Genomic DNA, 20,790 nt, shown 5'->3' with positions numbered 1-20,790 from the left:
TTATCCGCTAAAATCTCCCCGCTATTTCGTAATTCGTAATTTTTAATTCGTAATTCTTACTTCGCTATTACTCCTTCTTTTAGCATATTCTCAATCACCGTTTTACTGAAGCTCGTTGCCAGCGACATGGCATTTGACGGATCAAATGTTTTTGCCTGGGCTGAATAATCGAGTGTTTGGCCTTTTGTGGAATACAGGTTGGCTTCCAGTGTATAATCTACAGAGCTGCTGTAATACCCGGGCGTATAGGCCCTGTCGTAGATTACCCGGTAGTAGGGGTACCAGTGACTGCGAACAACAGCAAACGGCGTGTAGGACATACGGCCCGGAGTATAATATTTTTCCTTGTTCTTATTCAGCATCGAGAGGATCAGCACTCCGTCGAATCCTTTATCGCTTACCTGATTTACGGCTTCAGTTTCAGACATGTTCTCAAATGCTTTTGGCCCCAGTATACTGCTGGCGGTAGCCGCCTGCATGCCGTGGGCAATCAGTTGCTGAGACATGGCATTTTCCAGGCTCTCCTTTATTTCCCTGTCCCTGGATCCGGCCATGCCTACCACAAGTATTTTGCTGAACTTCTGCGGTGAAAGCCCGGGTTCTTTCCAACTGGAAATGAGACTGGTAGATGAGCAGGCACCCAGAAAAAGTGCCAGAAAGAGCAGTAGGGGCGTGTGTTTCATAGCGTTCTTTTTGAAATGGTGTTTTAGTGGCTGGCCTGATTGTAAACCGGCCTCTGGTTTTGGATAACAGGGAAGTGGCAGGAAAAGTTCAGAAACGGGTAAGCGGTTGCATCAGAAAAATGCGCTGAATGAGTGAGTCTGGCAAAAGTTATTGATCTCCGGTAACACAGGATCTTAAGTCAACAAACAAGAAAAGTATCCGTTCCGGCATCATGCGAAACGGATACATAAAACAACAGTACAGACAATAAACTATTGTTTTTTGGTGGGCGCACCTTTTTGCTGCGCTTTTTTTTCTGCCTTAGCTTTTTGTTTGCCGGAGTCCGCAGCAGCTTTTTTCTGTTCTTTCTGCTCTTTCTTAGTAGGCTGTTGCTGCTTCGGTTGCTGGGCAATTGCACTGGTGCTGATAATCATTGCAGCCACAACGATTGGCGCCATCCATTTTAAGTGTCTCATGGTTTAAATTTTTATCGATGATGAATACAGGTGAACAATGGTTTCCCATTAATTCTACTTTTTAGATAAAACGTGTCTCATTGGCCATCCCCCTGATCCTCCTCTGTTAAACCCCTGTTAAAACCAACAGCAGACAGGGTAGTAGAGGTAGGGAGTTATTTTACTATCTTTGAAAACAAGGTCATGGCTTTGATCACAAAAAATATAAAACCAACTGCGGCCTTATCCGACTTTGTTGAAAGTTACTGGATGCTGCATAATGCTTCCGATGAAGAAAAGGAAGTGATCCTGCTGCCGGATGGCAGAATCGATCTGTTCTTTTCCAGCTCAGGAACCGAGTCTTTTCATGTAACCATAATTGGGTTAGGAACCCTACCAACACGCGCAACTATAGCGCCACAAACACTCACATTTGCTATCAGCTTCAACCTGCTGGCAACTGAGTATATACTTCATCAAAGTGTTGCCGGTATAGTAGACAGTGCGCTGGATCTGCCTGCGGACTTCTGGGGATTTACAGCAACAGACCTCCATGATTTTGATCTTTTTTGCCGGAAGGCGTCTCAGAAAATAACAACACTATTACCTGCTTCAATGGACGAGCGCAAGCGCACGCTCTTTCAGCTGATCTACTCCACCAACGGGGCGATGACCGTGAAAGCGCTTTCTGAAAAAGTATTTTGGAGCAGCCGCCAGATCAATCGCTATTTCAGCCGGCAGTACGGTCTTTCGCTGAAATCATATTGCATGATCCTCTTGTTCCGGGCTTCTTTTCAGCACATTAAAGCCGGCAAACTATTTCCGGAACAAGACTTCACCGATCAGTCGCATTTCATCAAAGCCGTCAAAAAACTGGCTGGAGTTTCACCCAAAGAGCTTAATCGTAACCAAAACGACCGATTTATACAATTTTCATTATTACCCGGGAAATAATTTTGCATTACAAAATTGATTTACCGATGATATTGATAAAAGAAAAAAGTATAGCTATCGTTGGTGGCGGGCCGGGAGGGCTCACACTGGCCAAACTACTACAGCAGAAAGGAGCCAGCGTAAAAGTATATGAACGCGACCTGAATGCCGACGTCAGGCAACAAGGCGCAACGCTCGATCTTCATGACGATTCAGGCCTGAAAGCATTGCAGGCCGCCGGCCTGATGGAACAATTCAGGCAGCATTACCGCCCTGGCGCCGACAAAGTACGTGTGGTGGATGAGAATGCCGTACTTTACCGGGATGATCATACACGTGGCAAAGAAGAGCATTTTGGTAACAGCTACTTCCGGCCTGAAATAGATAGAGGCCCCTTGCGGGATATTCTAATTACCTCCCTGCAACCCGGCACCATCGTATGGGACAGCCACTTTATTGCTATGGAGAAAGAAGGTAATGGGTGGTTGCTCCGTTTCAACAATGGAACAAAAGCATATGCTGACCTGGTAATAGCTGCGGATGGCGCTCATTCAAAGATCCGCCCGCTGATCAGTGATATCCCTCCTGTTTATTCCGGCCTTACTGTTGTGGAGGCCAATATCTATAACGCCGCGAAGAATGCGCCAGCACTTTATTCACTGTTAAAAGGCGGAAAAGTTTTCGCCATCGGAAAAGAGAAATCACTGATACTTAGTAGTAAAGGAAATGGCAGTTTATCGTTCTATACCGGCTGTTGGGAAGATGAGAACTGGGTACAACAGTGCGGAATAGACTTCAATGACAGGCACCAGGTATTTGACTGGTTTAAAGAATGTTTCGTTGATTGGGATCCGTTATGGCATGAATTATTTTCAACCGATGAAGTATATTTCATTCCCCGCCCTATGTATCATTACCCACTGGATCAGCATTGGAACACGCTGAGTAATTTAACGATGCTGGGAGATGCCGCCCATCGTATGCCTCCCTATGCCGGAGAGGGCGTAAATATGGCCATGCTGGATGCGTTGGAATTAAGCATCTGCCTTACTTCTGACCAGTTCCCGGATCTGCAGGCTGCCATTGCCAGTTTTGAAAAAGCGATGTGCCTCCGGGCCTCTGCAATAACAGCCATGACGCTGGATCAAATGGAGAAGCTCCACTCAGAAAATGGCCTTCCGTATTTAATACATATCTTTGAACAAAACTAAATTCCATGAGCGGGCGCCAGGCATACCATCAATTCAGAATACCCGTACCTGCTGCGTTTGAGGAAGTGTTCGTTCATTTCTATTTTGCAGAAAACAAGTCTGGCGAAACTATCACCCAAACACTGTTGCCTTCGTATCAGACCATCATGGTATTCAGTTTTGGTGCTCCTGCTTCTTTTATCAGCAAACAGCATACGCAGGTGACGATGGACAAATGTCTTGTTGCCGGCCCTATCAGGCAATCGCTTGAATATTCCCTGGCGCCCAACGCTGCTATACTGGTGGCAAATTTTAAGGATGATGCCTTTTACCGTTTCTTTGGTGATGCTTCAATAGCGGCACAGCAACCCGTTCACCCGGATAGCCTGTTTAACGAAAACTGCTTTACTGCGCTGTGGACGGAGTTGAACGAAATGGATAATGTACAGCACCAGGTTGATCACATACTGGAATTCTGCCGGCCCTATTTGCGTAACCGCAGCCATATCGCACAGCAGTTATCCGGCTTCACTGAAAGCAATATCAGTGTTATCAAAGAAACTGCGCAAAAAAATAACCTGAGCGAAAGGGCCATACAAATCAATCATAAAAAATTGCTTGGATATTCCGCCAAAGAGCTCAGCCGCTATCAGCGCTTTATGAAGGCAGTTCAGTTGATACAAACATCCGCTGTGGCAGGATCAGGGATGGATTGGTTTGAGATCGTGGTGGCATGTGGCTACTACGACCAGAGTCAGCTTATTCACGACTTCAAACATTACCTCAACCTGAGCCCTTCGAAATACCTGCAATTCCAGCAGGATATCTGTAACCCTTTACCGTGAGTTTCGTTTTCTTACAATTTTCCGTGCCTGAAGGAGCTGAATTTTGTGTCATCTTATTCACACAAAAAAATTCATCTTATGGCACAAGCTACCATCCTTATCACAGGCGCCACCGGAAATGTGGGCACACAATTGGTAAAACAACTCACAGCATTAAATATCCCCTTCAGGGCGTTGGTTCGTTCCGGTGACAATGCCGGCACGCTCAGGAATATCCCGCAGGCAGAAATAGTAGTTGGTGATCTGGCAGACAGGAACAGCCTGAAGACCGCATTACAGGGTATCCGGAAAGTATTCCTTCTTACTAATTCATCTGAACAGGCAGAAGAGCTGCAGTTAAATCTTGTAAACGCGGCGCAGCAGGCAGGTGCAGCACATATCGTGAAACTTTCTCAGTTTGCAGCCGACATTCATTCACCGGTACGTTTTTTAAGGTATCATGCCAGGGTAGAGCAGCGTATCCGGGAACTTGACATGACTTACACTTTTCTTCGCCCCAATTTATACATGCAGGGCCTGATCGCTTTCAGCGACTATATTAAAAACGACGGACGATTTTATGCTTCTGTGGGGAATGCAGGTATCAGCCTGGTAGACATCCGGGATATAGCGGCTGTTGCGGCAAGCGCCCTTACAGCAACAGGCCATGAAAATAAAGTCTATAACATTACGGGGCCAGCCACGTTAACGCACTATGAAATAGCAGATACACTTTCAGCAGTACTGGGCAAACCAGTTTCGTTTGTAGATGTTTCCCCTGATCAAATGAAAGGCGCCCTGCAGGCAGCCGGCTTTCCTGAATGGCAGATCGGTGGGTTAATTGAGGATTACGCCCATTATGCAAGAGGAGAGGCGTCAGCTGTTCATACAACAGTAGACGATGTAACAAACACCGCTCCCATTAGCTTCGCCCGGTTTGTAACCGACTACCGGTCTATTTTCTCCTGATTTCATATATGCAAAAAAGAAGCGCCGGGTTGAGCCAGCGCTTCTTCGGGTGAGCGGAAAACGGGACTCGAACCCGCCACCTACAGCTTGGGAAGCTGTCGCTCTACCAGATGAGCTATTTCCGCATTTGCTTTAAAGATAGAAAAAATTACTTATCGGCCGCCTGTCCTGGCAAAGTTTTTCGTCACCTTATCCTGTTCCTATCCTTTACGCCACCGTAGTTGCCATCTTCTTCCTAAAACAATATATCATAAATCCAATGGCTACAATGGTTCCGGCTGTAGAAGGCAGGAACTGGCTGTAAGGATGATACTGCGGGAAAACAGTGCCTGTAAAAGCCGACAGTATTCCGCTGAATGCACTCATCATTTTGAGAATGTGTTCATACAACCAAAGATTACCATATCTATTCTGCGGAATCAGATACCGAAAAAAATCATAGGATATAATAAATAATAAGTATCCAACAGTACTGTAAATGATTACCGGCGACCAGATCATTCCAATAGATCTGAAATAATAAATGAAATAAAACACGGTTGCCAGTGTAATGATAGCAATAGTAGCATCCAATATACGGAACCGGTTGGATTTTAATTTCATTGCACGATATCCGGAAAAGGCTACGTAGGCGCTTAGCATAGTAATAACCAGCAGGAAGGTATTTCTGCCAAATACCAATACGCCTATCAGGCCGGTAATGATCACCATGGCAAGAAATACGAGAAACCAGCGCCCCGCGAGGATATGCCATTTACTGCCTTTTGTTGTCAGGATAGCGGCGAGGCCGAGGAGCAGGGCTATGGTGCCGGAGACGATGTGGGTAATGATGTTCAGGTGATGCATGTTTAGCGGGATAAGGATGTTGGTAGTAATTGCGGGACGTTTGAGTCGATAGCGTGTTGGTTTGTGCTGATGTGTCGTGTGTCCGGTGTAAATATACGGGGTATATTGATCTGAGGAAAAATTACTTAGCCTTCAGTTTAAGTGTTCTTATAAAATTTTTTGTTTCGTAAATTGAGTATGCTTGTTTTTGCGAAAGTTTATACTTTCGGTAAAAGTAATTAAATAAGTTGGGCGTACCCCTATCAACAGTTTAAAACCTCGAACATGAATTCAAAAATATGTTTGATATTCGTCCTTGCAGCTACTCTTTATTTCGCATCTTCTGTTGCCCAGACAAAAAAGACTGACAATTCAAAAAGAGCTATTATCTGTCTGACTTATGACGACGGTTTGGAAACGCAACTTTCAACTGTCATCCCTCAATTGGATGCCGTTGGTTTAAAAGCTACTTTTTTCATAAATTCAATTCAAGGCTCCGCCAAATCTGACATCATCGGGCAAACCCCTGAAGCGGTTCTTGGCTGGACCCTAGCCGCCAGAAACAGACATGAACTTGCAAATCACACCTTATTTCATCCTTGTCCTGAAAAACTTGGCTGGAACAAAGCTGTTGCAATAGACCATTACACTATTGACAGAATTATAACTGAAATCACCACTCAAAACGCTATTCTTTCTTTGTTGGACCCCGAAAGAAAAATTCGGGCATTTGCCTTTCCATGCAACAACGTATTTATTGGGGACACAGATTATTCAAAAATCATTCAAGACAAAGGTTTAGTAAAGTTTGGCCGAACCGGTGGAGACAGCAATAGTATCATTACTGATTTTAGACACCTGAATTCAATGCAAGTCCCATCCTGGCATGTATGGACGGGCACAACGTTAAATGAACTGATTTCATTTGCAGAAAAGGTGAAGAAAGCAGGAGGGATGGGAGTTTATCAGTTTCATGGTGTTGGTGGACAACTATTTCAAATTTCAGCTGAAACACACAAAGCATTTTTGGAGTATTTTAGAACGCATCAAAGCGATTATTGGGTGACTACTTTTTCCGAAGCGATGGAGTTTATAACAACCAACGGGAACAACAAAAAATAAAGGCGAACAGCCTTTTATGGGCAATTTGAACCAGGTTAACAACACCAACGTTATCTTCTGATAATCTTCTCCTTATACGTCCCATCTTCATGAAATTCCATATACCGAATAGGCAAATCCACTACTTCTACACCAATATCAAATGGATTTTTGTCTGTATAACCGCAATCATTAAAGTCAAATGGATTCTCCTCATCTTCATATGCTACTTCCGTGAATTTACTTCCCATAACTACCCAGGCATGTGCAGGCAGCTCTATCCAATTTTCTCTTTCCCTGTCTGCTGTAACCCAATCCGACACCTTCAGAGAATAATTTCCCAGTTTGCAAACTTGTCCGTCTGTGAGGTCCCGGAGCTTATAAAATTCCCTTGCGAATAGTCTGATGTCTTCTTTCTTTCCACGAAACCTAACTCTATCTTCCATATGAACAATTTCAAGAGATGCAGGAATATCTATTTCTAAGTCAAATTTCAACATGTTAGTCATTGGTTAAACACTTAATGCTGAAGATAGCTAAAGTTCGTTATTGTTGGGAGTAGGGGGATATCTATGGGTACTATACAAATAGTCTATACATAAAAAAAGGTCCACATTTCTGTGAACCTTTTCCTTCGCTCCCCCTGCTGGACTTGAACCAGCGACCCTCTGATTAACAGTCAGATGCTCTAACCAACTGAGCTAAGGAGGAGTATTTCCCTCACCGTCTGTGCGATTTGGGATTGCAAAAATAGGCAAATTTTCATTTCTGCAAAATCTTCTTCCACTTTTTTTAGATTTTTTTTCCGGCTCCCTTCACCGCTACTAACATTCGCTCTCCCAATGCCCCGTCCCTCGTAGCTTTCCGCACAAACGGCATATCCAGCTTACTCACATAAAAATGTGGAAATATCCGCAACACTTCACATATATACCCCTGCTGTTCCAAAGATACCAGCCCCTCCCGGCTCGTAAAAACAACCGGTGCTGCTGTGTCTCCCCTTAATACTGCCGCCTTCAGATAAAAATCAAATGAATAAGAATTAACCTGATACAGCTCCACCGCCTGCCCCGGTAAATGCTCGTTTGCATACTTCGCCGCCACACTGCCGCTCTGGTACTGCATCATATCGGGGTAAAGAATAGTGTTCAGATAAAGGTTCAATAAAATACTGATCGCTATCGTCCGGTAAAAAACCGCCTCCCGTGTGTTTTTATCCAACCAGTAATGCAACAGCAGATATATTATCAACAATACTCCCGCCAGTAACATCCAGGCATGCTCCATCGCAGGCTTATACAGCAGGTCTATAACCACCGTTACAACGGCTATCAGTATGATAATGCTGTATTGTGTAACCCGGAAAAACTTCAGCCCTTTTTCTGTTTGCAATGAAAGAATATATGCTGCCGTGAGTATGGCAAAGAAAGGAAAGATGATATTCAGGTAATGTGGCAACTGGAACCGCGACAAGGAAAACAAAATAAATGTTGCCAGCGCGGCACTGATGCAATAATATTCCCGCTGCTGCTTCCATCTCCTGATGAAAATAATGAGGGCTGCATATAACATCACCGACCACGGCAAAAAAGCCCATAATACCGTATGAAAAAAGAAGAACGGATCCCCGGCTCCCTTGATAGGCCCGGTATTCATAAAACGGCCAAACTGGCTATCCCAGAAGAAAAACCGCAGCCCCGATACATGCGTGGTACCGAAAACCGTCTTCTCCGGGTGCAGGTCGAACTGCTGGTACAGGGCATACAGCTCCGGTGTAATGAATAATGCTGTCAGGAAAAATGCCAGCAACCAGCGAAGATGCAACAACTCCTTCCATTGACGGGTAAACAGCAATTGTCCGCCAATGGCGGCCCCTACGGGCACCAGGGCAAACAACCCCTTTGTCATGATCGCACAGGCCATAAAAACGGCTCCTAATACGATTTTTCGCCGGTAAAAGTAAAATACTGCCGCTATGATCAGCCCTGTCAGATAAGGCTCAGCTCTTACGTCGTTGTTGGAAATCACCAGGTGTTCCGCCGTAAGCAGGATGCAAACCGCCCAACGGGCTACTTTCTCTCCGTAAAGGTACAGGGCAAACCGATAGGTATACCAGGCCCCCATCAGCAGAAACAGGATGGCCGGCAGCTTATACGACCAGGTATGGATCCCGAAAATCTGAAAACTGATGGCGGTTATCCAAAAGGGGAAGTGAGGCTTGTCGAGCCAGTCGTGGCCATCTGCATATAAGTTCCAGTAATCGTGTTTCTGGACCATCGTTTTGGCAATGCCGGCATATAGCGCGCCATCCGGTTCAAGGATGGGCACAAATAATGCGCTGAATTGCAACAATACTACCATGGCTGTAATCAACAGCCAGACCTGCTTTTCAGTCAGAACAAATGTACGCGTTGTAGGTAAAGTCAGCATAATGAAAAGTTACAGGCATATACCGGTTACTTCAAATACATACGCCACTTTTAACAGAAAGATAATTCCCCGTCAGCCGCTACCAGAGCCATCCGGTCTTCTCCATGCCCATCCAGTGGCCATCTTCCCGCTGCTCTATCGGATAGGTTTTCAGGTAATAGCCTTCGCCGCTGCTGTTGTAGCCATTCCGTAAACTGAATTTGTAACGGTGTATCGGACATACCGCATTGCCGCCGTCATCAATAAACCCTTCGGCCATAATGCCGCTGGCATGCGGACATTTAAACGCAAATCCGTACAGCTGCCCTTCGTAAAGGGTACAACACACTTTCTTTCCATTTACCTCCAATACGCTGATCTCTTTCTCTGCCAGCGGTAAACTGCCTTCATCCAGTTTATACCAGGAGTATTTTTTCGCCATTAGTAGAAATATTCCGTTTTATAGGGATAACGCTCCCGGTACAACTGCGTAACCTTTTCCAGAATGGTTTTTCGCAGTTCCTCAATGTTTCTTTTTTCTGTTGCTGATATGAAGACACAATTGCCCTGGGTCTTCGTTTCCCAGTTCTGTTTCAGGTCATTCAGGATGTCCTGCTTTACTTCCGGCTCCAGCCATTGATCGAAGGTATTCGCTTCGTAAAGGTCCATCTTGTTGAAGATCATGATAGTGGGCTTTTCAAAGGCCTTCAGCTCCTGCAGCGTACGGTTCACCACTTCTATCTGCTCTTCATACTGCGGGTGGGAGGTATCCACTACATGAATCAGGATATCACTTTCCCTTACTTCATCCAGCGTAGATTTGAAGCTCTCCACAAGGTGATGGGGGAGTTTCCGGATAAATCCTACGGTATCACTAAGCAGGAAAGGCGTCTGTTCAAACACTACCTTCCGGGTAGTGGTGTCCAGGGTCGCAAACAATTTGTTTTCCGCAAATACCTCACTTTTGCTGAGCAGGTTCATGATGGTGCTCTTGCCTACGTTGGTATAACCAACCAGGGCTACCCGGATGAATTCGCCTCGCTCTTTACGCTGGGTCAGGGATTGCTTATCGATCTCCGTGAGCCGCTTACGCAAAAGCGCAATCTTATCTTTCACAATACGACGGTCCGTTTCAATTTCCGTTTCCCCCGGGCCCCTGCTTCCGATACCGCCTCCCTGGCGTTCCAGGTGGCTCCACATACCACGCAAACGGGGCAGGATATACTGGTACTGTGCCAGCTCTACCTGTACTTTTGCCTGCGCAGTGCGGGCACGGCGGGCAAAGATGTCCAGGATAAGGTCGCTGCGATCGATCACCTTTACCTTCAGCACCTTTTCTATGTTGGCGATCTGGGAACCTGTCAGCTCATCATCGAATATCACCAGCGAAATATCTCTGCCGGTAATGAACTGGAATATTTCCTCCAGCTTTCCCTTTCCGACGAAAGTGGCCCTGTCGGGGTGCGCCAACCGCTGGGTGAAACGTTTAACGGCCCTGGCGCCGGCGGTTTCAGCCAGGAACACCAGTTCGTCGAGAAATTCATTGACCTGCCGCTCGGTCTGGTCTTTTGTGATAACCCCCACGATAACGGCTCTTTCTTCTGTTTGTACTACTTGTTTTTTCTCAATCAAGTTATTTCTGAATTTGGGGCAAATTTACACAGAATTTACGGGCTGCAAATTTATCCGGCCGCCACAGGAATTTTTGACGCACTGAACGGGCTTAAACACATTTCTTCCTACATTTACCCGATCCAAAACAACCTTTCGTTATCATGTTTAAACCATTTTTACTGACAGGACTATTCTTTTCTACTATGGCTATAGCCCAGGACAAGATGACCCCCGAACTGTTATGGCAGCTCGGAAGGGTAAGCGGAGAGGCGTTGAGCGCCGATGGTAAAACCGTTATTTACGGCGTTTCCAGGATTAATATGGCCGAAAATAAAGGCGAGAAAAACCTCTACGCCGTTCCCCTGGCCGGCGGGCAACCCAAACAGCTGACCCAAACCCCGGGCGCAGAAGGCGATGTGGCTGTTCTGCCCGGCAACAAGGTTGGGTTTTCCCTGAAAGGACAATGGTACGAAATGAATGCCGATGGCGTTGATCCTGTACAGAAAACCCACGTGGAAGGCGGCATGCAGAATATTCGCATTGCTCCCGACGGGAAGCATATTTTATTTTCGAAAGAAGTAAAAATCAAAAAGATCTCCGGAGTGGATCATTACCCCGACCTCGCCAAATCGAACGTTCAGATCTATGATAACCTGAATTACCGTCACTGGGACGCTTGGGAAGACGGCAACTTTTCTCATGTCTTCTACGCTACCTATAACGATGGCGAAGTAGGTACGCCGGTAGATATCATGGAAGGAGAGCCCCACGACTGCCCGCAGATGCCTTCCGGTGGCCCGGAAGACATGATCTGGGCGCCCGATGGGAAAAGCATCATCTATGTATGCAAAAAGAAATACGGGAAAGATTATGCTGTCAGCACCAATACCGACCTTTACGAATACAACCTCGAAACCAAAGCTACCCGCAACCTCTCCGAAGGCATGATGGGCTACGATGTTGCCCCTTCGTTCAGCGCCGATGGCAAATTCCTTACCTGGCTGAGCATGGCGCATGATGGCTATGAATCCGATAAAAATGATGTCATCATCCTGAATCGCGCTACCGGCACCATCACCAACCTCACTAAAAACTGGGATGGCACGGCCTCTTCCTGCCGGTTTAGCAACGATGGTAAAAAGATCTATTTCCTCGCTGTTATAAAAGGCACGGAACAATTGCTGGAAATCGCCCTTCAGAAAAATCCGGCGCAGACAACGGAGAAGCATATACGCCAGGTAACTACGGGCGATTTCGATATCAATGACATCCTCGGCCAGAGCGGCAACACTATGGTGGTGGCCCGTGCCGATATGAACCACGCTGCTGAACTGTACTCCGTAGACCTGCAAAAAGGCAGTCTCACGACTATTACACACGAAAACAAAGACATCTACGACAAAATCGGGATGTGCAAAATCGAAAAACGCTGGGTGAAGACTACGGATGGCAAGGATATGCTTACCTGGGTCATCTTCCCACCTGATTTCGATCCTGCTAAAAAATATCCCACCCTGCTGTACTGCCAGGGCGGGCCTCAATCTGCTGTTTCTCAGTTTTACTCCTTCCGCTGGAACTTCCAGCTCATGGCCTCCCAGGGATATATAGTAGTGGCTCCCAACAGAAGAGGGATGCCCGGCCATGGTGTGGAATGGAATGCCGCTATCAGTAAAGACTGGGGCGGACAACCGATCAAAGATTACCTTTCCGCCATCGACGATGTAAGCAGGGAAAGCTATGTGGATAAATCCCGCCTCGGCGCTGTAGGCGCCAGCTACGGCGGTTATTCCGTTTACATGCTGGCAGGTGTACATGAAAACCGCTTCAAGAGCTTCATCGCCCACGATGGCCTCTTCGACCTGAAAAGCTGGTACGGCACTACCGAAGAATTATGGTTCGCTAACTGGGATATAGGCGCTTACTGGGATCCGGCCAACGCAAAAGGATACAAAAACTTTAATCCCAGCGAATACGCCAATAAATGGAATACCCCCATCCTCATTATCCAGGGTGGCATCGACTTCCGCGTTCCTATCGAGCAGGGACTCCAGGCTTTCCAGCTGGCACAGCTGAAAGGCATCAAAAGTAAACTGCTCTATTTCCCGGAAGAAAATCACTGGGTGCTCAAACCACAAAATGCCATCGTTTGGCAACGCGAATTCTTTAACTGGCTGAAAGAAACCTTGTAATCACCCTATAAACGGATATTATGGCCGATTTACTGATGGAGATTCAGGATGGTATTGCTACCATCACTTTAAACAGACCCGAAGTATATAACGCTTTTAATGATCCGCTCAGCTATGAGCTGCAGGACGCCCTGAAGCAGGCCGAAAAAGATACCTCGGTCAGAGTAGTAGTACTCACCGGCGCCGGCAAAGCCTTCAGCAGCGGACAAGACCTGAAAGCAGCCACGGCAACGGGTAACCGTAACCTGGGCGACTCGCTCCGTAAACGTTATAACCCGATCATCCGGGCTATCCGTAATATGCCCAAACCGGTGATCTGCCGGCTTAATGGCGTGGCAGCCGGCGCCGGCTGCTCCCTCGCACTCGCCTGCGACCTGATCATCGCCAGCGAAGAAGCCTCCCTGATCGAGATCTTTGTGAATATCGCACTGGTACTGGACTCCGGCTCTTCCTATTTCCTGCCCCGCACTGTAGGCTACCACCGGGCCTTTGAACTGGCTACCAAAGCGGCGAAAGTAACCGCTGCCGAAGCGCTGCAAATGGGCCTGGTAAACAAAGTGGTGCCCGCAGCTGAACTCGACACAGCCGTTCAGGCAGAAGCTGCCTACTACGCTGCGGCCCCCACCAAAGCGATTGCCCTGATGAAAAAAATGCTCACCAAAGGCATGACCAGCGACCTCGATACCACGCTCGATTATGAAGCCTGGTGCCAGGAAATAGCCGGTAATTCAGCAGATAACACAGAGGGTATGCAGGCCTTCCTCGAAAAAAGAAAGCCGGCATTTAAAGGAATGTAAAACCTCCTGAAAATAAAAAACGGCCGTGGTGTTGATACCACGGCCGTTTTTATTATTATTTAACAGATGATTGCGACTATAACCCGCTTACACAGATACCAATGGAATAAGGCCTGATATCCAGGTTATTCGCACTGTTATCCTTCAGTAACGGATTCAGGGAATACGCACCAAAAAGTGCGAAGTTACCATAACCTACACGGGCTGTGGCGGCAAAACGCCATGGATTAAAGAAGCCCTTGTTATTGTCCTTATCGATATTCTTGCTGCCGTTGGCACCAGTATACTTCACTTTCGTATGTGCATCCACCAAAGCACCTACTTTCACGCCAATTGCAGCCTTGAAGCCTTTATTGGCATTATCAGCCACACTACGGTAACGCAACTCGATCGGAATCTCCAGGTAAGTAGTAGCCACCTTATTTTTGCTGGTATTCGTAGCAGGGAAGGAAACCTGGCTCGCATTCTGTTTTCCCTGTATGTCCATCGTATGTCCTTTCAGGTAAACGCCGCTGGTACTTACTCCTAAACCTGCTGCCAGGCTCATTTTAGACTTCTTGAACGGGAAATCATACATCAGGGCTATGTTAAACCCCCTGTTCAAGCCGGTCTTAACACTATCCGGTGTTCCTGACCAGCCATCGTAAGACAACTGTATCATTAAAAAGTCGTTCGAATGGGTAAGTTTATTCACCGCTTTGTTCATCGGCGAACCGCCATCCTGCGCAAAAACCCCTATAGATACAGCTATCAGACCCAGGGTAAAGAGTATTTTCTTCATAAATTATACATGCTTGGGAAAAAGAATATTAGGCAAATATAATGGATTGATTGTAACACAATTGGTTAAAATATTGCAAAAACATGGCTCCATTACACATTCGCATGCCGAAAGTAGCAGAAAAAATCATATATGCCCATATTCTTTTCCAGTTCTACCTTTATTTAAAAAAGACAAGGCGGCAATATCGCAAAATATCCTAAATTAAATAAAAGAATCCTTTAATGAGGCTATAACCCCTGCCAAAGCTTTTAAATAGCCCTTGAAAATCTACCCATGAAGAAAATTACAAATACGGTGCTGGTACTGGTGTTAGTTGTATTGATGGCGCTGATCGGGTTTGTTTACTATGCGTGGATGGTACAGAAAAGAAGCCGGAGTGCTGCAGATCAAATTATACAAACCACCCTCCTCATAGATCAGGTCAGGAATGTTGCCATACTTGAGAACAGTTATTCCAACATCATCCGCAATATGCTGCTACAGGGACATTCGGAGCTGCCGGCTGCCGACCATATGTATCCCGATAGCATCGCCCGGGTGCTGACTTTCGTACACCGGAATATTGCCGGCGACACGGCTGCTATCCGCATCATGAGCTCCATCGAAGCCCTGCTTCACCGGAAGATGGCCTATAACCAGCTAATACTGGATAAAGCCGCTACCGACGCCCCCGCGGCGCGCCTGCTCGCTTCAGCCCCGGAAAATAACAACATGAGATTACGGCAACTGGAACTCGTTAGTACCTTCCTGACTCTAAAACGCAACAACATGGTCAGGAGAGTGGAAAATGATACCCAATACACTTTCTATTCCTTCTGGACTACTATCGTTATAAGCTTATTCACCCTGGTGTTGCTGTTGGGAGAATCCCGCTACATTTACCGTCTCTTTAAAAAATTAAAAAAACGGACCAATCAGCTGAGCCAGCGCGAACAATCCTTTATGCGCCTCGCCGAGGAAACAGAGCTGATTCGCTATAAATCCAGTGTTGATGGCACCTTTACCTACATGAGCAAACGGGCCGCCGATATGACCGGCTATACACATACCGAACTGGTAGGTAAACACTATTCCATTTTCCTCGACCACGAAACCTGGAAACGGCTCGCCATTTTTTATATGGACCAGGTAAAGACGGGCGACGACTATACCTTCCAGGAATTTGAGATCATCACCAAATCCGGCACCAGGAAATGGGTGGAACAGCTGGCATCCCTCGTTTACGGCGAGGATGGGAGAGTAAAGGAATTCCAATGCGTGGTAAGGGATATCGATAAGGAAAAGAGAAGTGAAGACCAGAGCGCCTACCTCCAAAAACGCCTCGACGCTATCCTCGAAAACATGCCATCCATGATGTTCATAAAAGATATGACCGGTAAGTATCTGCTGGTCAACAATCGCTTCGTGGAGATGCATCAGGTGGCTAAAAAAGATATCATCGGCAGAACGGATGCAGAATTGTCCTACGACTGGGTAAGCCGGTACGGCAGCTACGATGCGGAAATAATGACCAACGGAAACCGGATTAAGTGGGAAGAAAACTTCACCGTCAACAACAAGCGATATCATTTCCTGATCACCAAATTCCCGCTGCGCAATCCTTATGGAGATATGATCGGCATTTGCAGCATCGGGCAGGACTTCACAGAAAAAGCCGATTATATCACCGCCATGGAAAAGGCCAACGATATGGCGCAGGAAGCCGTAAACGCCCAGGAAATGTTCCTGGCCAATATGAGTCACGAAATCCGTACGCCCATGAATGGTATCATTGGCATGACTAACCTGCTAACCCAGCAAAGCCAGCTTACGCCCATCCAGCTGGAATATACGACCGCTATTAAAACTTCCGCCAACCGGCTGCTGGTCATCATCAATGAAATATTGGATTTCTCCAAGATAAAAGCCGGCAAACTGCAGCTGCTCCATGAACCATTCAATCTCTTCGGAGTCATCGACAACGCACTGTTTCCCCTCCGTATACAGGCGCAGCAAAAGGGACTGGCTTTTATCGATCTTGCTGATCCGGCCATACCAGCCTGGCTTTCCGGCGACGAAGTTCGCCTGAATCAGATCATTACCAATCTCGTCGAAAATGCCATCAAATTCACTACGGAAGGAGCTATTACTGTAAAAGTATTCCTGGCAAAAGAAACCCATAACGGCGCTCCCCTGAGAATTGGTTTCGAAATAAAAGATACTGGCATCGGTATTGCTCCTGAACAACATGAGCATATTTTCAAGAGCTTCTCCCAGACACATGCCGACAATACCCGGAAATTCGGCGGAACCGGCCTTGGGCTGGCGATTGCCAGAGAACTGATTCAATTGCAAAAGGGCTTTATAACCGTCAGGAGCAATCTTGGAGAAGGTGCTACTTTCTATTTTGAGTTGCCGTTTGCCCTTAATACCGATATAATGAACGAGAAAGAAGATAAAGATCATCTGCTGTATGCCAATACCCCTCTGACAGGGAAAACAATACTGGTAGTGGAAGACAACGATATTAACCAGCAGGTGGTATTCCACACCCTCCGCAACGCCGGCGCAAGAACCGACGTGGTAAACAGCGGTAAGTCAGCGCTGGAAATGGTCGACTACAAATTTTACGATTGTATCATCATGGATATACAAATGCCCGGAATGGATGGCTACCAAACCACCCGGGCTATTCGCGAAAAAGGTATCCGTACCCCCATCATCGCTATGACCGCTTCTGCCCTCAAGGGCGAAAAAGAACGCTGCCTGGAAGCCGGCATGAATAACTATATCTCCAAACCTTTCGAACGCGGTGATCTTTTTTATAAAATACTGAAGGAGATGGGAGAACAAATCCCTGATGCTACAGAGAAAGAACCAGCCGCAATACCTGCAACGGCCCTCAATTTCGCCACTGTATATAAAATGATGTCGGGCGATCGGGAACATGTAAAAATCCTGCTCGAAGAGCTGATGGAAAGTATTCCGCTGAAATTTGCTGAAATGAACCAGCTGGTAACGGAACAAAAATGGCAGCCGCTTTATATGCTGGCCCACCAGATGAAATTCAACCTGAACATTGCCGGTATGCCCCAGGCATCTGAAATTGCTTATACTGTAGAGCGGGACGCAAGACTGGAAGAAAACCTCGGCAGTATTCCATCGAGACTACAGGAAATATCCGGCATTTACTACCGGCATGTACATCTGATCCGGGAACATATTGCCGATAATGGTGTTACGCCTCCGGCAGGGTGAAGAAGAAACGACTGCCTTTACCTTCTTCACTTTCTACGCCAATGATACCTCCCTGCGCTTCAATAAATTCCTTGGAAATGGCCAGCCCAAGCCCGCTGCCCTGATTACCCTTTGCCCCCGGCACCTGGAAAAATCGTTCAAAGATTTTATTACGGAAAGCCTCTGGTACCCCTTTGCCATAATCCTGTACCACAAAAGACATCATTTCTGTACCCATATCTGAAACACTCAGATCTATCACCGCGCCCTTACCTGAATACCGGATCGCATTGGTCAGCAGGTTTACAAGTACCCAGGCTGTTTTCTCCACATCAGCCAGCACCCGGGGAAGCGTGTCGGGCACATTAGTGCGGATAGTGATTTCTTTCTGTGCAGCCTGTTTTTGCACCGTATCCATCGCATACTGAATGATATTCAGCGGTGTTACAGGCTGCGGCTGCAGCTGTATATTGCCGCTTTCTACCTGCGACAGGTCCAGCAGTTCACTTACGATCTTTATCATTCGCCGGTTATCCTGCTTCAGACTATCTACCAGCTCCGTTTGCTCCTTATTCAGCGTACCGGTTCTATCATCTTCCAACAACTTGATGCTGAAATCAGATGCCGCCAGGGGAGTCTTCAACTCGTGCGAAATAGTGGCGATAAAATGTGTCTTGGCGATATCCTGCTCTTTAAATGAAGTGATATTCCGGAGAATAACGACATAGCCTATACGCTTATGTTCGTACTGGATATCTGTTGTTTCCCTTGTAAAAAAACACTCTTTCCCGTCCACCACTATCTTCAGCGGCGCATTCTCCTGATTGCTCACCAGGTAACGTAACAGATCATTCCGCTTGGCTATTTCTGCAGCAGGCTGGCCTATCAGATCTTTTTCCTGCATACTGAGTAACTGCAGCGCAGGCTGGTTAACAAACAGAATGACGTTGTTGGTATCGAAACCGATGGTAGCATCTTTCAGACTGCTGATCACCGCTTCTGCACGCTGCTTCTCAAATACAATTCTGGCCAGGTTACTATGCTCGTATTCATCGAGGCGCTGGGCCATCGTATTAAAGGCAGTGGCCAGATCTCCGAACTCGTCGCCCGACTTAAAAAACAACCGTTTACTGTATTGCTTGTTGGCAATGTCTTTTATGGCTTCAGTGAGCGCATCAATGGGGCTCGCAATATATCCGGGGAAATTATAAACGAATGTAAATCCCAACAGGAAACAAACCCCGCTGATGATCGCGATATAGAGCAGTGCATTATCGGCTGTCTTCTTTACCTTTTCATTCTTCCCTACAATGGCCGCCATATTGAGGTCCATGATAGTATAAATGCTCTTCTTAATAGCGCTGATATCGGCTGTGGAATCCTTTCGCATCAATTCAAAAATGCGGGCTACTTCTTCCGTTGCCCTTTTCTCTCCACGCTCTGTTACATTCGCCTCTTGTTTCTTCAGATTAGTAGAAAACAACTGCATGGCCTGGGCACGATGCTGCGGCAGATCTTCCAGGGCTACCAGCATGTTTTTCGAATACTCGAGCGATTCGTAGTTGTCTTTTAATATAAACTTGGCTTTCTCATTCAGACGGTTCAGGTAATAATATCCCAGTATACTTACCACCAATAGCATGATGTAGAGAAACAACACGCCCAGCGTAATTTTCGTTTTCAGTCTGAATTTGCTCATGATAATATGATAATGTCAATGTCGTTGGTAGAAAGCGTTTTCAGCAGCTGATTAAACAGGTTCGTTCGCAGAATGATGCGGAAAAGATTGATATGTGGTTTGCCCATGCATATAGTGGTTACCCTTTTATCGAGTGCCACCCGGATGATCGTTTCCGATACTTTCGCACTATGTTCCTGCACCACTTCCGCTCCCAGTTCTGTTGCAAGTTTCAGGTTGTTGATCAGATGACGCTGGGAAGCCAGCTGTATCTTATCTGCGCTTTCCCTGGGGGTTTGTACGTATAGCACATACCATTCCGCATGATAATAAGCCGCCAGCCTGGCTGTTTTTCGGATCACCTTCCGCGCCACTTCATCGTTCGATGATATGCAGGCAAGAAAACTCTCATGCCTCATTTGCAGGTTACGCGGTATCTCGGTTTCCACCTTTCTTTCTACCTGCGTAGTTACTTCTTTCAACGCCAGCTCTCTCAGCTGCAGAATCTTTTCGGCCTGGAAAAAATTGTTCAGCGCACTCTCCACTTTGGAACGGTCATAGATTTTCCCTTCTTTCAACCTTGTGATCAACTCGTCGGCCGTAAGGTCGATGTTCACTACTTCATCCGCCATCTGCAATACCAGGTCGGGGATACGTTCCTGCACTTCCACACCAGTAATGGATTTCACCTCCTGGTTGATACTTTCAATGTGCTGAATATTTACGGCCGACAACACATTGATGCCGGCATTCAGTATGTCTACTACATCCTGCCAGCGTTTTTCATTCTTAGATCCGGGGATATTGCTGTGCGCCAGCTCATCTACTACCACCCATTCCGGCGACAGTAGCAGGATAGTGGAAAGATCCATTTCCTCCAGCATCTTACCCTTGTAGAATACCTGCCGCCGTGGGATCTGCGGCAGTCCTTCCAGCAGGGCGTGCGTTTCGGCACGCCCATGTGTTTCAATATATCCTATCTGAATATTGACTCCATTCCTTAACATGGCATGCGCCTCCTGGAGCATCCTGTAGGTTTTACCCACACCGGCACTCATGCCGATGTATATCTTGAATTTACCCCTGCCGGCGCGGTTGGCCAGGTTAAGGAAATGCTGTACGGATTGTTCTTTATCTGTCATC

The 20,790-nt window shown here is 46.6% G+C and carries 18 protein-coding genes and 2 tRNA genes; 8 read left to right on the top strand and 12 right to left on the bottom strand.

The genetic code is table 11. The features are described 5' to 3' along the window. Positions 1 to 56: 56 nt before the first annotated feature. Both UNH61_RS30345 and UNH61_RS30340 read right to left on the bottom strand, forming a co-directional pair. On the bottom strand, positions 57 to 683 hold the full coding sequence (locus UNH61_RS30345) for a hypothetical protein (RefSeq protein ID WP_326995780.1): 627 nt from the start codon (positions 681 to 683) through the stop codon (positions 57 to 59). Positions 684 to 935: 252 nt separating this feature from the next. Beyond that, entirely contained in the window at positions 936 to 1,139 is a 204-nt protein-coding gene (locus tag UNH61_RS30340) for a hypothetical protein (RefSeq protein ID WP_326995779.1), read from the bottom strand. A 183-nt stretch (positions 1,140 to 1,322) separates the two neighbouring features. Here UNH61_RS30340 and UNH61_RS30335 point away from each other — a divergent pair, with 183 nt between their 5' ends. The 4 genes from UNH61_RS30335 to UNH61_RS30320 all read left to right on the top strand — a co-directional run bounded on the left by UNH61_RS30335 (position 1,323) and on the right by UNH61_RS30320 (position 5,034). Then, positions 1,323 to 2,072: an AraC family transcriptional regulator gene (locus tag UNH61_RS30335; RefSeq protein ID WP_326995778.1), complete on the top strand. Its 750-nt coding sequence runs from the start codon at positions 1,323 to 1,325 to the stop codon at positions 2,070 to 2,072. Positions 2,073 to 2,098: 26 nt separating this feature from the next. Beyond that, on the top strand, positions 2,099 to 3,262 hold the full coding sequence (locus tag UNH61_RS30330) for an NAD(P)/FAD-dependent oxidoreductase (RefSeq protein WP_326995777.1): 1,164 nt from the start codon (positions 2,099 to 2,101) through the stop codon (positions 3,260 to 3,262). A 5-nt stretch (positions 3,263 to 3,267) separates the two neighbouring features. Further along, positions 3,268 to 4,086, top strand: coding sequence for a helix-turn-helix domain-containing protein (locus UNH61_RS30325; protein WP_326995776.1), 819 nt, complete (start codon positions 3,268 to 3,270; stop codon positions 4,084 to 4,086). A 78-nt stretch (positions 4,087 to 4,164) separates the two neighbouring features. After that, entirely contained in the window at positions 4,165 to 5,034 is an 870-nt protein-coding gene (locus UNH61_RS30320) for an SDR family oxidoreductase (protein ID WP_326995775.1), read from the top strand. A 52-nt stretch (positions 5,035 to 5,086) separates the two neighbouring features. Here UNH61_RS30320 and UNH61_RS30315 read toward each other — a convergent pair. Continuing rightward, positions 5,087 to 5,159, bottom strand: a tRNA-Gly gene (locus UNH61_RS30315). Positions 5,160 to 5,241: 82 nt separating this feature from the next. Further along, complete coding sequence (locus UNH61_RS30310; protein ID WP_326995774.1) at positions 5,242 to 5,880, bottom strand: hypothetical protein; 639 nt, start codon at positions 5,878 to 5,880, stop codon at positions 5,242 to 5,244. 264 nt (positions 5,881 to 6,144) lie between these two features. Here UNH61_RS30310 and UNH61_RS30305 point away from each other — a divergent pair, with 264 nt between their 5' ends. Beyond that, positions 6,145 to 6,981: a polysaccharide deacetylase family protein gene (locus tag UNH61_RS30305; RefSeq protein ID WP_326995773.1), complete on the top strand. Its 837-nt coding sequence runs from the start codon at positions 6,145 to 6,147 to the stop codon at positions 6,979 to 6,981. Positions 6,982 to 7,031: 50 nt separating this feature from the next. On the opposite strand, the gene UNH61_RS30300 is transcribed toward UNH61_RS30305, so the two are convergent. The 5 genes from UNH61_RS30300 to hflX form a co-directional block, all read right to left on the bottom strand. Beyond that, positions 7,032 to 7,460, bottom strand: a complete 429-nt coding sequence (locus tag UNH61_RS30300; protein ID WP_326995772.1) for a hypothetical protein — start codon at positions 7,458 to 7,460, stop codon at positions 7,032 to 7,034. A 137-nt stretch (positions 7,461 to 7,597) separates the two neighbouring features. Continuing rightward, a tRNA-Asn gene (locus UNH61_RS30295) sits at positions 7,598 to 7,671 on the bottom strand. Positions 7,672 to 7,752: 81 nt separating this feature from the next. Beyond that, positions 7,753 to 9,390 (bottom strand): glycosyltransferase family 39 protein, encoded by a 1,638-nt coding sequence (locus tag UNH61_RS30290; RefSeq protein ID WP_326995771.1) that lies wholly within the window; start codon positions 9,388 to 9,390, stop codon positions 7,753 to 7,755. A gap of 79 nt (positions 9,391 to 9,469) precedes the next feature. After that, on the bottom strand, positions 9,470 to 9,811 hold the full coding sequence (locus UNH61_RS30285) for a Rieske 2Fe-2S domain-containing protein (protein WP_326995770.1): 342 nt from the start codon (positions 9,809 to 9,811) through the stop codon (positions 9,470 to 9,472). Next, positions 9,811 to 11,001, bottom strand: coding sequence for a GTPase HflX (gene hflX / locus UNH61_RS30280; protein ID WP_326995769.1), 1,191 nt, complete (start codon positions 10,999 to 11,001; stop codon positions 9,811 to 9,813). Before hflX ends, UNH61_RS30285 begins: the two co-directional genes overlap by 1 nt. A 143-nt stretch (positions 11,002 to 11,144) precedes the next feature. On the opposite strand from hflX, the gene UNH61_RS30275 reads away from it, so the two are divergent. Continuing rightward, positions 11,145 to 13,172 carry a S9 family peptidase gene (locus UNH61_RS30275; protein WP_326995768.1) on the top strand — a complete coding sequence of 676 codons (2,028 nt, stop codon included), beginning with the start codon at positions 11,145 to 11,147 and terminating at the stop codon, positions 13,170 to 13,172. Between the two features lie 20 nt (positions 13,173 to 13,192). Beyond that, positions 13,193 to 13,969, top strand: coding sequence for an enoyl-CoA hydratase-related protein (locus tag UNH61_RS30270; RefSeq protein WP_326995767.1), 777 nt, complete (start codon positions 13,193 to 13,195; stop codon positions 13,967 to 13,969). A 76-nt stretch (positions 13,970 to 14,045) separates the two neighbouring features. On the opposite strand, the gene UNH61_RS30265 is transcribed toward UNH61_RS30270, so the two are convergent. Next, entirely contained in the window at positions 14,046 to 14,750 is a 705-nt protein-coding gene (locus tag UNH61_RS30265; protein ID WP_326995766.1) for a porin family protein, read from the bottom strand. A 276-nt stretch (positions 14,751 to 15,026) separates the two neighbouring features. Between UNH61_RS30265 and UNH61_RS30260 the strand changes: the two genes are divergently transcribed. Further along, entirely contained in the window at positions 15,027 to 17,990 is a 2,964-nt protein-coding gene (locus tag UNH61_RS30260; RefSeq protein ID WP_326995765.1) for a response regulator, read from the top strand. Here the strand turns inward: UNH61_RS30260 and UNH61_RS30255 are convergent. Then, the gene (locus tag UNH61_RS30255; protein WP_326995764.1) at positions 17,971 to 19,668 is read right to left on the bottom strand and encodes an ATP-binding protein; all 1,698 of its coding nucleotides are present in this window, start codon (positions 19,666 to 19,668) and stop codon (positions 17,971 to 17,973) included. The genes UNH61_RS30260 and UNH61_RS30255 overlap by 20 nt on opposite strands. Next, a complete protein-coding gene (locus UNH61_RS30250; protein ID WP_326995763.1) occupies positions 19,665 to 20,789 on the bottom strand; it encodes a sensor protein KdpD in 1,125 nt (374 codons plus the stop codon). Before UNH61_RS30250 ends, UNH61_RS30255 begins: the two co-directional genes overlap by 4 nt. Position 20,790 lies beyond the last annotated feature (1 nt).

Origin of the sequence: Chitinophaga sp. 180180018-3, from assembly GCF_037893185.1 — a bacterium.
Taxonomy (GTDB): domain Bacteria; phylum Bacteroidota; class Bacteroidia; order Chitinophagales; family Chitinophagaceae; genus Chitinophaga.
Note: the sequence above shows the minus strand (reverse complement) of the source record. Positions and strands in the feature narration are given on the sequence as shown.